This is a genomic window from Paenibacillus sp. S28, assembly GCF_016624415.1.
Classification (GTDB): domain Bacteria; phylum Bacillota; class Bacilli; order Paenibacillales; family Paenibacillaceae; genus Paenibacillus_AQ; species Paenibacillus_AQ favisporus.
Map to the genome: position 1 here is coordinate 314,166 of NZ_JACVTM010000002.1, position 12,482 is coordinate 326,647.

A 12,482-nucleotide genomic window follows, 5' to 3' on the forward strand; every position below is an offset into this window, starting at 1 on the left:
AGGCTAATGCTGATCGATATTGTGGGCGCGGGATCGCTCGGACTGCTGTTTGGGGGAAAATTGGCCGGGTCCGGCAGCCGGGTGCGGATCTGGAGCCGCAGCGCTGGACAGGCGGAGGAGCTCCGTCATTCCGGCATCCATATTGCCAAAGACGGTGAGAGCGGATTAAAGGTGGACCCCGCGCATTTTCAATCCGGTACGGTCGAACAGCTCGGACAAGCTTGGGAGACGAAGCCGGGAGATTATGTGCTTGTGATGACCAAACAAAAGGATACGGAGGCGGTATGCCGCTATTTATCACAAGTCAGGCTTCCGCAAGGATCCAGCCGGCCGGTCGTCGTTTGTTTTCAAAACGGCTACGGGCATATGGACAGGCTGAAGGCGATACTGCCCGGATGGACTATGCTGGCTGCGGTGACGACTGAAGGTGCAAAGAGAACATCGTATACAGAAGTGTTTCATGCGGGATCAGGGGATACGGTGATCGGGGAGAGCGGTATAGGGCATGTCTCCAGGGAGATTGGCAGCCGGTGGTTAAATCTTGTTCAGGCCCTAAAACAAGCAGGATTTTACCCGGTATTGTCGAATGACATCGATAACATGATATTTCGTAAATTGCTGATCAATGCGGTGATCAATCCGCTGACCGCACTCTGGAGGATTCCGAACGGAGAGTTGCTCCGAAGTCCGGCGAGGATGAAGCTGATGAAGGAATTGTATGAAGAGACCCTAGCCGTTTACGACGCATGCGGAATTCGGTATGAAGAAGACATGTGGGATCAAATATTGAATGTGTGCAGAGCGACTTCCGGGAACACTTCGTCCATGCTTAAGGATGTGCTTGCCGGTTCGCCGACGGAAATCGGCTGGATTAATGGAAGCATCGCGGACATGGCGCTGAAGGCGGGGGTTCAGGCTCCTGTCAACGAGCTTGTGACCCGGCTCATCGAAGGAATAATCGCAGAGGAGGATTGAGGAATCTTGGATTTCTTGAGAAATTCATTTATTTTTTTGAGCATCCTTCCGTTTTTCCCGTTTTTGCTCGTGTATTTAGGAGGATATTACTGGCGGAAAAACAGCAGAAACCGCGCGCTGCTGCTGGCCATGGACGTCACTACATTGTTTTTGATCTTTTCCGTTGCGGCGCTGTTCAACAATACGTTCCATACCAGGTTCGGCTTTTATTTGATCCTCTTGTTTATGCTCATCGCGGTGGGGTTGATCGGCGGGGCGCAGAACCGGCTCAAAGGCAGAATCGATGCCAGGAAAATCGCCAAAGTCGTATGGAGAATGTCCTTTATGCTCATGAGTGCAAGCTACATCATATTTACATTAATCGGTATTTTTAAATACATAATACAGACTGGGGCCTAATTTTTTACAATTTTAATCAACAAAAAGACTGGGGAAATCCTTGTTATTGGCCGTTTGTCACAAGAAAGTAAAATTTTCATGTTTTTCTGTGTAGATTTTTTTGACCACTGGTTGTATAATTTCTTACCATACACATAATTAATTTACCTTTAGGGGGAACAGTTAATGAAAAGGAAAAGCCTGCTCATGGTTCTGACGCTGATCCTCGTTGTTGGCACTGTACTTGCTGGGTGCGGTTCCAAGAATGACAATGGCGGCAGCACGGCTAGCGGCGGCGACAAAGGAAGTTCGTCGGCTGCTAAAGAACAAGTACTTCACATTAACCTGAGCGCTGAGCCGCCAACGTTTGACCCGGCGCAAGCCCAGGACACCCAAGCTAACACCGTACTGAAAATGATGTACGAAGGCCTTGTGCGTATTGACAAGGATAACAACCCGATTCCGGGTGTGGCCGAGAAGTGGGATGTTTCCTCCGACGGTCTGAAGTACGTGTTCCATCTGCGTAAAGACGCGAAATGGAGCAACGGCGACCCTGTAACGGCAAAAGACTTCGTCTTCGCTTGGGAGCGGGTTTTGAATCCGGCTACAAGCCCAGCACCGCCTTATGCATATCAACTTTATTACATTAAAGGCGCAGAAGACTACAACAGCAAAAAAATTACCGACTTTAACCAAGTTGGCGTAAAAGCGACAGATGACAACACACTGGAAGTAACCCTGAACAATCCGACTCCTTATTTCCTGGGTCTGACTTCGTTCTACACATTCTATCCGGTGCATCAATCGGTGAAAGACAACGACAAATGGGCAACCGATCCGAAGCTGATGGTAACGAACGGACCGTTCACGCTCACAACTTGGACAACCGGTCAGAAGATCGAAGTGACCAAAAACGCAAACTACTGGGATAACCAAAACATCAAGCTGACCAAAGTTACGATGTCGCTGTCCAACAGCAGCGCAACGGAACTGTCCAGCTATAAGGCTGGCCAGCTTGACTACGCAGGTAACCCGAACGGAACGATTCCTACGGACCAAATGCCTGCAGTGAAGAACGAGCTGAAGGATGAGCTCGATTTGAAACCGATCGGCAGCATTTACTACTACGTGTTCAACACAACAGCGAAACCGTTTGACAACGTAAAAATCCGTAAGGCGTTCTCGATGGCGATCAGCCGTCAGGATATCGTCGATAAAGTAACGATGAGTGAAGAAACCCCTGCGTTCGGATTCGTGCCGCCAGGCATTTCCGGTGACAAGGGCGAATACCGCACCGAGTTCAAGGATGATTTCTTCACCGAAAATATGGATGAAGCCAAGAAGTTGCTCGCAGAAGGTATGCAGGAAGAAGGATACACGACGCTTCCTCCGATCACTTTGATCTACAACTCCGATGACAAGCATAAGAAAATTGCGCTTGCCATTGCAGATATGTGGAAGAAAAATCTTGGCGTTGAAGTGAAAACTGAAAACCAAGAGTGGGGCGTGTTCCTCAAGAACCGTCAAAACCTGAACTACCAAATCGCACGTGCCGGCTGGAGCCCGGACTACAACGATCCGATGACTTTCTTCGATCTGTGGACTTCGACCAGCGGCAACAACGATTCCGGCTTCAAAAACAAAGAGTATGATGCTTTGATCAAAGACGCATTCTCTACACCTGACACAGCAAAACGTATGGAAGACTTTAAAAAGGCTGAAACGATGATCATTAAAGATCAGCAGGTCGTGCTGCCGATTTACTACTATACAAACGTTGCTTTGATCAAACCGAATCTTAAAGGCGTTGTCATTGACTATGCCGGTCAAGTAGACTTTACAAGAGCTTATTTCGAATAAATTTCGAATGGTCTAACAAAAGCAGCTTTAGCTTGATAAATACTGTTCGGGATATATATGTGGAGCTTCCATATATATCCCGTTTTTTTTGCTTAGTATATATCTTTACCAAGGATTTCTTCAATTTGAAATATATAGCATGGACAAATAGATTCGGCATTCTTTAAAATTAAAATATGGCCTGCGATGGTTGGTGCCATGTTATATGAAGTTTAGCGGGGAGGGTAAATCGGACATGGTACGTTACGTACTGAGCAAGTTTTTCTATATGCTGGTATCGCTCTTTATTTTGATATCGGCTACATTTTTTCTGATGAAGGCCATTCCTGGTAACCCTTTTATGTCCGAGAAAAATGTACCGCCTGAAATCCAAGCCCGGCTGATGGAGCAGTATGGATTGGACAAGCCGGTATATCAGCAATACTTCAAGTACTTAGGGGATATTGCAACAGGTGACCTGGGGATTTCCATGAAGCATCAAAACCAGGAGGTAGGGGGCATCATTCTGCAGACCTTCTCTGCATCCCTGAAACTGGGTATCTTTGCCATCGTTATTTCCGTTATTGTCGGTGTGCTCCTCGGCATGCTCGCCGCGCTGTACCACCGAAAGCTTATTGATAATATCGCCATGGTGCTGGCGGTGCTGGGCATCGCCGTTCCGAGCTTCGTCCTGGCATCGCTGATTCAGTATCTGTTTGCGCAGAAGCTGGGCTGGTTTAACGTCATGGGCTTTGACGGCCCGCTTGACTACGTCCTGCCGGTCGCCGCGTTGTCGGCGCAGCCGATTGCCTTTATCGCCCGCTTGACGCGCTCGAGCATGCTCGAAGTGCTGCATGCGGATTACATCAAGACAGCCAAGGCCAAAGGCCTCAACTGGATGACCATTATGTTCAAGCACGTGATCCGCAACGGCATTTTGCCGGTGGTCACTTATATCGGACCGATGACCGCCAACGTCATTACGGGTTCCGTCGTCATCGAGCAGATCTTCGGGATCGGCGGGATCGGTAAAGTGTTCGTCGAATGTATTACCAACCGGGATTACACGATGATTATGGGCGTGACGATTTTCTACGGCGTTCTGCTGATGCTGGCCCGTTTCATCACCGATATCGTATACGTGCTGGTTGATCCGCGCATTAAATTAACCGGCGGGAAGGAGGGCTAACGATGGCTGTACAGGATCCAACCTTGATGAATAACAACGTAGAGCTGACGCCCGAAGACTTCCGGAAAATCGGTACCGATGAGAAAGAGGCTGAAATTATTCAGCGGGAAAGTATTTCGGCGTGGAGAGACGCGTGGCAGCGCCTTCGTAAAAATAAACTCGCCATGGCAAGCTTGGTCGTTCTCATCTTGATCATTCTGGCTGCGATTATCGGGCCGATCATTTCGAAATTCGATTCGGCAACCAACGATTTGCTGGCAACGAATCAGCCTCCTTCCAAGGAGCACTGGTTCGGCACCGACGACTTGGGCCGCGATATGTTCGTCCGGACGTGGATGGGCGCCCGTATTTCCTTGGTCGTCGGCCTGGCTGCCGCACTGATTGACCTCTTGATCGGTGTCATTTACGGCGGCATCATGGGGTATTTTGGTGGCCGCGTCGACGCCATCATGAACAAGTTTTCCGAAATTTTGTATTCCATTCCTTATATGCTGGTTACGATTCTGCTGCTCGTCGTCTTTGAGCCGAGTATCGGAACGATTATCCTGGCGCTGACGATTACCGGCTGGATTAACATGTCGTGGATCGTCCGCGGTGAAATCATGCAGCTGAAGAACAGGGAATACGTTCTGGCTTCCCGTTCCATGGGAGCAGGCTCCGGCCGGCTGTTGTTCCGCCACCTGCTGCCGAATGCGGTTGGTCCGATCATCGTCACCTTGACGCTGTCGGTACCGAACGCGATTTTCTCGGAAGCCTTCCTTAGCTTCCTCGGTCTGGGTGTCCGGGCACCGATCGCTTCGCTCGGTTCGATGGTCAACGACGCATTGACCGGCTGGATGTACTATCCTTGGCGGATGCTGTTCCCGGCCATTCTGATCAGTTTGACAATGCTCGCATTTAACATTTTCGGTGATGGCCTCCGCGATGCGCTCGATCCGAAATTGAAATAACAGGAGGTGAGATCATGGAGCCGATTTTACAAGTAAAAGACCTGCATGTATCCTTTCACGTCAAAGGCGGCGAAGTCAAAGCCGTCCGCGGCATGAATTTTGAAATAGGCAGAGGAGAAACGGTGGCGATCGTCGGTGAGTCCGGCAGTGGTAAGAGTGTTACCGCGCAGACGATCATGCGCTTGATCCCGTCTCCTCCTTCTGACATCAAGAGCGGTCAGATTATTTTCCAGGGCGAAGATATTCTGAAGAAAACCAATAAAGAAATGGAAGCGATCCGCGGGAAAGACATCGGCATGATTTTCCAGGATCCGATGACTTCCCTGAATCCGACGATTAAGGTCGGCAAGCAAATTACAGAGGTTCTGATCAAGCACCAAAAGCTGTCCTCCGCGGAAGCGAAAGAGCGCGGTCTGGAAATGCTGAGACTTGTCGGCATCAAGAACCCGGAAGAACGCTTCAACCAGTACCCGCACGAATTCTCCGGCGGGATGCGCCAGCGCGTCATGATTGCAATCGCCTTGGCGTGCCGCCCGGCGCTCCTGATCGCCGACGAACCGACGACAGCGCTGGACGTGACGATCCAGGCGCAAATCATGGACGTCATGAAGGAAATGCAGCAGAAGCTCGGAACTTCCATTATCCTGATTACGCATGACCTCGGCGTCGTTGCCGGCATGTGTGACCGCGTTATCGTCATGTACGCCGGTGAAGTGGTAGAGACGGGGACGAAGTGGGAGATTTTCAAAAACCCGCAGCACCCGTACACAAAAGGCCTGCTGCGTTCGATGCCGCGTCTTGACCAGAAGAAGGGCGAGCCGCTCATTCCGATTATCGGTACGCCGCCGGATCTGATCAAACCGCCGGTCGGCTGCGCGTTCTGCGCCCGCTGCGATGAAGCGATGAAAGTATGCGAACGGATCAATCCGGGAGCGACGGTATTCAGCGACACCCAAATGGCGCGCTGCTGGAATCTTCATCCGATGGCCAAGGAGGTTCAATCGTCATGAAAGAGAACCATTTGATCGAAGTCGAAGGCCTCAAGAAATACTTTAACGTCGGCGGCGGCAAGATCGTCAAAGCCGTGGACAACATTAACTTTTCCATCCGCGAAGGCGAAACGCTCGGCATGGTTGGCGAATCGGGCTGCGGCAAGTCGACCGCGGGCCGTACGATTCTCCGCCTGTACGAGCCAACTGCTGGCAGCGTCAAGTTTAACGGCACGGATATTTACAAGCTGTCGCCTTCCAAGATGAAAGCGATGCGCCGCGACATGCAGATGATTTTCCAGGATCCATACGCTTCCTTGAACCCGCGGTTTACCGTGTCGGACATTATCGGCGAAGCGCTGGATATCCACAACCTGGCCGGCAGCCGCAAAGAGCGGAAGAAGCGCGTGGAGGAATTGCTGGATATGGTCGGTCTGAATCCGGACCATGCCACCCGTTATCCACATGAGTTCTCCGGCGGTCAGCGGCAGCGGATCGGGATTGCCCGTGCGCTTGCCGTCAATCCGAAGTTCATTATTTGCGATGAGCCGATCTCGGCGCTGGACGTGTCCATTCAGGCACAGGTCGTTAACCTGCTGAAGGATTTGCAGGACCGGCTTGGGCTGACCTATCTGTTCATTGCCCATGACCTGTCGATGGTCAAGCATATCAGTGACCGCGTAGCGGTGATGTACCTGGGCAAAATGGTAGAGCTGGCCGACAGTGAGGAACTGTACGCCAATCCGATTCACCCGTATACAAAAACGCTCCTCTCGGCGATTCCGATCCCGGATCCCGAAGTGGAGGAGAACAAGAAGCGGATCTTGATGAACGACGAAAAGTCGGGTCCGATTCACTCCGCCAAAGGCGGAGATGCAGCGGATCAGGAAGACACGAGACTTGTGGAAGTTTCCAAAGGCCATTGGGTCGCTGCTCCATATGCCTAAGCTATGACAGCTTTACCGCCGGGTGATCCCGGCGGTTTTTTGTTTGCTTTGACGGATACAACAACATTGGTTACAATCAAGAAAGATTGCGGTAGTATAAAGTAAGCACGGAAGTGATTGGGCACAGAATAGGAGGCATACCCATGAATGTGGTTTCCGACTCACTCAAGAGCGGTTCGGCTCTTGCAGATGATTATATAAACCGTTTTAGCGAAGTACAGCCTTTATACGGTGAAGATTTCCGCGATGAAGCAAGCTGGCTGAAACGTGTGGAATGGCTTGACCAATCGGAGTCCGGCCGGGTTAACCGGGGCGAATTGGCAGAAGTTTTACGGCGGTATAACAGCCGGCACAATGACCATCAGGCGGTACATAATGCACTGGATTTGCTGGCGAAGGAAGGAACGCTGGCCGTGGTGGGGGGACAGCAGAGCGGACTGTTTACCGGTTCGCTGCTGGTGATCTATAAAGCCATGACCATTATCCAGTCGGCGCAAGAAGCGGCCAAGAAATTCAACCGGCCGGTGGTGCCCGTCTTCTGGATCGCGGGTGAGGACCATGACTTCGATGAAGTAAACCATACGTACGTCATGACACCGGAGCTGAAGGTCGCCAAAATCAAGATGGAAGCGAAGCCGGGACCCCGCTCGTCGGTGAGTGCGATTCCGATCGGTCCAAACGAATGGAAGCAGTCCTTCGACCAGCTGGGCAGATGGCTTCCGGACAGTGAAAACAAGCCGGAGATTTTGAGATGGATCCATGAGGCGTCTGAGGAGTCGGATAATCTCAGCGACGCTTTCGCCAAGCTGCTGGGCCGGTTGTTTGGCGAGTACGGCTTGATTTTGCTCGATTCGGCGGATCCTGAGCTGCGCAAGCTGGAAGTTCCGGTGTTTGAAAAAATGATCGAGCGCAACGACGGGCTGGAACAGGCTTATCAGCAGGCGGCGGCGTGTATTACCGGCAAAGGCTACTCGCTTCAGGCAGAAGTTGCGGCCGGCGGGGCCAATTTGTTCTATATATATGAAGGAAACCGTCTGCTGCTGTATAAACAGGATGGCAAGTTCACCGATCGCAAAGGGATCGTCAGCTTAAGCCAGAGTGAGCTGCTGGAGCAGCTTCGCACTCATCCGGAGCGGTTCAGCAACAATGTGCTGACGCGCCCGATGATGCAGGAATCTCTGTTCCCGGTACTCTGTACCGTGCTTGGGCAAGGGGAAATTTCCTATTGGGCCATTACGAAGCAGGCTTTCGAGATCCTTGGGCTCCGGATGCCGATCCTGCTGCCGCGGATGTCCTTTACCTTGATCGAAGGTGCCTTGCAGAAATACATGGATAAGTTCGGCGTGACCTTCCAGGATGTTCAGCACCGGTTTGCAGAAGCCCGCCAGCAGTGGCTTTCGAGCCAGGAGGAATTCCATATCGAACCGAAATTCGCTGAGACGCGCCGGGCTTTTGAACAGCTGTACGAACCGCTGATCCGCGAGCTGGGCACAATTCAGACCGGTTTGATCCCGCTCAGCGAGAAAAACAAGGGCAAAATTTTGGAGCAAATATCTTATCTGGAACGCAAAACACGCGAAGCGGTGGAGAAGAAGCATGAAGCCGAGCTGCGGCAGTGGGACCGGATCGGCGTTTCCCTGTTTCCGCTGGGCAAACCGCAGGAACGGGTGTTTAATATTTTCTACTATTTAAACCGCTACGGCCTCGAATGGATTCATGACTTGATCCGCACCTCGGATCATTTTACGGCGGAGCACCGCATTATCGAGTGTTAATCAAAAAGAGGATAGGGAGGCAATGAGATGAGTTCATCTTCACTGCAAAACAGCGTCGTCAAGGATATGGCGCTGGCACCGGAAGGCCATTTGAAAATCGATTGGGTGGAGGCCCATATGCCGGTGTTAAACGAAATCCGCAAGCAGTTTGAAGCGGAGCAGCCGTTTAAGGGGCTGAAGGTCACCATTTCGCTGCATTTGGAGGCCAAGACGGCATACCTGGCTAAAGTGGTAAAGGCCGGCGGTGCGGAAGTAACGATCACAGGCAGCAACCCGTTGTCCACACAGGATGATGTCTGTGCGGCGCTTGTGGAAGACGGTGTGACCGTGCTGGCCAAATACAATCCGGATCCGGTGGAGTACAAGGAATTTCTGATCCGGGCGCTGGAGACCAAACCCGACCTCATTATCGATGACGGTGGAGACCTGGTGACGATCCTTCACTCGGAACGGCCGGACCTGCTGGAGACGATCCGCGGGGGAGCGGAAGAGACGACGACCGGTATTATTCGCTTAAAGGCTTTGGAAAAAGACGGGCTGCTGAAGTTCCCGATGGTGGCCGTTAATGACGCTTACTGCAAGTATTTATTCGATAACCGCTACGGTACGGGACAATCGGTGTTCGATGCGATCAACCGTACGACAAACCTCGTCGTAGCCGGCAAAACCGTTGTCGTTGTAGGCTACGGATGGTGCGGCAAGGGCGTAGCTATGCGGGCCAAGGGACTCGGCGCCAAAGTCATCGTGACGGAAGTCAATGCAATCCGTGCGGTGGAAGCTCATATGGACGGCTTTGAAGTAATGCCGATGCTGGAAGCCGCGAAGCACGGCGATTTCTTCGTGACCGTGACGGGCAACCGGGACGTCATCACCGGTGAGCATTACGACGTGATGAAGGACGGCGCGATCCTGTCGAACGCCGGCCACTTCGATGTCGAAGTCAACAAACCGGAACTGGCGGCACGAGCCGAGTCGGTACGCACCGTGCGCCGTAACATCGAAGAATACAAGCTGACGGACGGCCGCAAAATCTACCTTCTGGCCGAAGGCCGCCTTGTCAATCTTGGGGCGGGAGACGGGCATCCGGCGGAAATTATGGATATGACGTTCGCCCTCCAGGCGATGTCTCTGAAATACGTGAATGACAACTATCAAAACCTGGGTGCACAGGTGCTGAACGTGCCGCTCGAAATCGACGAGCAGGTCGCACGCCATAAATTGGCAAGCCTGGGGATTCAGATCGACCGGCTGAGCCAGGAGCAGATCCGGTATTTGGACAGCTGGTCCACCCACGAATAATCGGTAAATTGTGGTTATCCACATGTGGAAAACCCCCTTGATTCTTCGCGAATCAGGGGGTTTTTGCTGTTTTTCCGCGCAGGGCGGGGCTGGATTTATCCACAAAAAAACATGTGGATAAGGCAGGATTTTGATTTTATCCGGCGAATCTAGTATCCTTAAGTGGTGGAAAGTGGTGCAAAGTGGGGATTTGGGGTTAAAGGGGTGAGTGAACGGTGTTTATGGGGGAATATCAACACAGCTTAGACGATAAAGGCCGCGTCACCATCCCTGCCAAATTCCGCGAGCTGCTTGGCTCCTCCTTTGTGGTCACCCGGGGCTTGGACCAATGCCTATTTGTATATCCTATGAATGAATGGCAAATTTTGGAACAAAAGCTCAAATCACTGTCCCTGATGAAATCCGACGCGCGTGCGTTTACCCGGTTTTTTTTCTCGGGTGCAACGGAATGCGAGTGGGATAAACAGGGAAGGGTAAATTTACCGGGGAATCTCCGCCAATACGCAAAGCTGGAGAAAGAATGCGTGGTGCTCGGCGTATCGAACCGGGTGGAGATTTGGAGCAAGGATACTTGGGAGGAATACTTCCAGCAATCCGAAGAGACGTTTAACGATATTGCTGAGAAGCTGGTTGATTTGAATTTTGATTTGTAGAGAGTTTGGAGGGCTGCAGCTTGTTTCATCACATCACGGTGCTTAAAGAAGAAGCGACAGAAGGGCTGCGCGTGAAGAGAGACGGCATATATGTCGATTGCACGCTTGGGGGTGCGGGGCACAGTTCCCTGATCGCGTCCAAGCTGGGGGAATACGGCAGGCTGATCGCGTTGGACCAGGATGACTGGGCGCTCGATAACGCAAAGGAAAGGCTGGCCCCGTACGCAGACCGCGTATCCCTGGTCAAGACGAATTTCCGGCATCTGGAGGAAACCCTCCGGGAGCTGGCTGTTCCGAGCAAGGACGGCATCCCGCAGGTGGACGGCATTTTGTTCGATCTGGGCGTGTCATCTCCCCAGTTTGACGAAGGGGACCGGGGATTCAGCTACAATTACGATGCGCCGCTCGATATGCGGATGGATCAGTCGGCGTCCTTGACGGCTGCCGAAATTGTAAACGAATGGCCTGAGCAGGAAATTGCCCGGATTTTGTTCCAGTACGGGGAAGAAAAGTTCTCAAGACGGATTGCCAGAGTGATCAGCGAGCGCAGAGCGCAGAAAGCCATTCAAACAACGGGCGAGTTGGTCGATATTATTAAAGAAGGCATTCCGGCGGCAGCGCGGAGAACAGGCGGCCATCCGGCCAAACGAAGCTTCCAGGCCCTTCGGATCGCTGTGAACGACGAGCTTGGCGCTTTTGAAGAAGCGCTGCATCAAGCAGTGCGCTGTCTTGCTCCCGGCGGAAGGGTATCGGTGATTACGTTCCATTCGCTGGAGGACCGGATATGCAAGCAAATTTTGAACAGCTACGTAGGCAAATGCACCTGCCCGCCGGACTTTCCGATGTGCGTGTGCGGCGGGAAGGGTGAAATGAAACTGGTCAACCGCAAGCCGATCGTGCCGGGTGAAGAAGAACTTGCACAGAACCCGCGAGCGCGTTCAGCCAAGCTGAGAGTTGCTGAGAAAATATAACCTAACGCATCTGACACACGATTCATATTTTTGAAGGCAAGGATTCATGTTCAGGGCGTAGAGACTAAGACAAAGGGGAATCAGACATGGCCTATACGCGTGGTAACCTGGCAGTTAAGGAGAAGGTCGCTGAACGAACGTCTCCCGGGTACCGGGAGAAGACGAAAGTCGTTACTCACCGTACATATCTGCCGATCAAGGAAAAGCTGCTCTATTTGCTGACGGTTGGAATATGCGTCATGGTGGCGAGCCTGATCATCTGGCAGAACGCCAACATTTACGACCTGAACAAGCAGGGGCAGAAGGTCGACAAGAACATTAAGAACATGAACGTGACTATTAAAGAGCTTAAGGCGGAGAAGCAGCGCCTTGAGGTCGGAATCCGTGAGAAGGCAATCCAGCTTGGTTACCAAGAACCGGGCAAGGAGGCGCTTACCGTTCCGCGTTCCAATACGACAAGTACGGATAACGCCGGAACAGGGTCGGAAACGGCAAAAAAATAGAGCTTGTGAGGGTT

12 protein-coding genes are annotated in these 12,482 nt (G+C 52.0%); all 12 read left to right on the plus strand.

Going from position 1 to position 12,482, the window contains the following annotated elements; translation table 11 throughout:
* Nucleotides 1–6 precede the first annotated feature (6 nt).
* Nucleotides 7–975 carry a ketopantoate reductase family protein gene (locus tag IAE55_RS05800; protein ID WP_200631367.1) on the plus strand — a complete coding sequence of 323 codons (969 nt, stop codon included), beginning with the start codon at nucleotides 7–9 and terminating at the stop codon, nucleotides 973–975.
* Nucleotides 976–981: 6 nt separating this feature from the next.
* Entirely contained in the window at nucleotides 982–1,374 is a 393-nt protein-coding gene (locus tag IAE55_RS05805) for a DUF3397 domain-containing protein (protein ID WP_076169836.1), read from the plus strand.
* A 165-nt stretch (nucleotides 1,375–1,539) separates the two neighbouring features.
* On the plus strand, nucleotides 1,540–3,213 hold the full coding sequence (locus tag IAE55_RS05810) for a peptide ABC transporter substrate-binding protein (protein ID WP_200631369.1): 1,674 nt from the start codon (nucleotides 1,540–1,542) through the stop codon (nucleotides 3,211–3,213).
* A 235-nt stretch (nucleotides 3,214–3,448) separates the two neighbouring features.
* A complete protein-coding gene (locus tag IAE55_RS05815) occupies nucleotides 3,449–4,381 on the plus strand; it encodes an ABC transporter permease (RefSeq protein WP_076169838.1) in 933 nt (310 codons plus the stop codon).
* A gap of 2 nt (nucleotides 4,382–4,383) precedes the next feature.
* Nucleotides 4,384–5,331, plus strand: coding sequence for an ABC transporter permease (locus IAE55_RS05820; RefSeq protein WP_089548194.1), 948 nt, complete (start codon nucleotides 4,384–4,386; stop codon nucleotides 5,329–5,331).
* Nucleotides 5,332–5,345: 14 nt separating this feature from the next.
* The gene (locus tag IAE55_RS05825) at nucleotides 5,346–6,341 is read left to right on the plus strand and encodes an ABC transporter ATP-binding protein (protein ID WP_076169840.1); all 996 of its coding nucleotides are present in this window, start codon (nucleotides 5,346–5,348) and stop codon (nucleotides 6,339–6,341) included.
* Nucleotides 6,338–7,267, plus strand: a complete 930-nt coding sequence (locus IAE55_RS05830) for an ABC transporter ATP-binding protein (RefSeq protein WP_200631372.1) — start codon at nucleotides 6,338–6,340, stop codon at nucleotides 7,265–7,267. Before IAE55_RS05825 ends, IAE55_RS05830 begins: the two co-directional genes overlap by 4 nt.
* Before the next feature lie 143 nt (nucleotides 7,268–7,410).
* Nucleotides 7,411–9,042, plus strand: a complete 1,632-nt coding sequence (gene bshC / locus IAE55_RS05835; RefSeq protein WP_200631373.1) for a bacillithiol biosynthesis cysteine-adding enzyme BshC — start codon at nucleotides 7,411–7,413, stop codon at nucleotides 9,040–9,042.
* Between the two features lie 27 nt (nucleotides 9,043–9,069).
* A complete protein-coding gene (locus IAE55_RS05840) occupies nucleotides 9,070–10,341 on the plus strand; it encodes an adenosylhomocysteinase (protein ID WP_116229533.1) in 1,272 nt (423 codons plus the stop codon).
* 215 nt (nucleotides 10,342–10,556) lie between these two features.
* Entirely contained in the window at nucleotides 10,557–10,994 is a 438-nt protein-coding gene (gene mraZ / locus IAE55_RS05845) for a division/cell wall cluster transcriptional repressor MraZ (RefSeq protein ID WP_076169844.1), read from the plus strand.
* Between the two features lie 20 nt (nucleotides 10,995–11,014).
* Nucleotides 11,015–11,965 (plus strand): 16S rRNA (cytosine(1402)-N(4))-methyltransferase RsmH, encoded by a 951-nt coding sequence (rsmH, locus tag IAE55_RS05850; RefSeq protein ID WP_105444520.1) that lies wholly within the window; start codon nucleotides 11,015–11,017, stop codon nucleotides 11,963–11,965.
* 86 nt (nucleotides 11,966–12,051) lie between these two features.
* On the plus strand, nucleotides 12,052–12,468 hold the full coding sequence (locus IAE55_RS05855) for a hypothetical protein (RefSeq protein ID WP_076169846.1): 417 nt from the start codon (nucleotides 12,052–12,054) through the stop codon (nucleotides 12,466–12,468).
* Nucleotides 12,469–12,482: the final 14 nt, after the last annotated feature.

What these genes read in the sequence shown, in the direction of transcription:
- IAE55_RS05820 (WP_089548194.1), top strand. Translation starts at nt 4,384, where the DNA reads ATGGCTGTACAGGATCCAACCTTGATGAATAACAACGTAGAGCTGACG.
- IAE55_RS05815 (WP_076169838.1), top strand. Translation starts at nt 3,449, where the DNA reads ATGGTACGTTACGTACTGAGCAAGTTTTTCTATATGCTGGTATCGCTC.
- bshC (WP_200631373.1), top strand. Translation starts at nt 7,411, where the DNA reads ATGAATGTGGTTTCCGACTCACTCAAGAGCGGTTCGGCTCTTGCAGAT.
- IAE55_RS05830 (WP_200631372.1), top strand. Translation starts at nt 6,338, where the DNA reads ATGAAAGAGAACCATTTGATCGAAGTCGAAGGCCTCAAGAAATACTTT.
- IAE55_RS05840 (WP_116229533.1), top strand. Translation starts at nt 9,070, where the DNA reads ATGAGTTCATCTTCACTGCAAAACAGCGTCGTCAAGGATATGGCGCTG.
- IAE55_RS05810 (WP_200631369.1), top strand. Translation starts at nt 1,540, where the DNA reads ATGAAAAGGAAAAGCCTGCTCATGGTTCTGACGCTGATCCTCGTTGTT.
- IAE55_RS05855 (WP_076169846.1), top strand. Translation starts at nt 12,052, where the DNA reads ATGGCCTATACGCGTGGTAACCTGGCAGTTAAGGAGAAGGTCGCTGAA.
- IAE55_RS05800 (WP_200631367.1), top strand. Translation starts at nt 7, where the DNA reads ATGCTGATCGATATTGTGGGCGCGGGATCGCTCGGACTGCTGTTTGGG.
- IAE55_RS05825 (WP_076169840.1), top strand. Translation starts at nt 5,346, where the DNA reads ATGGAGCCGATTTTACAAGTAAAAGACCTGCATGTATCCTTTCACGTC.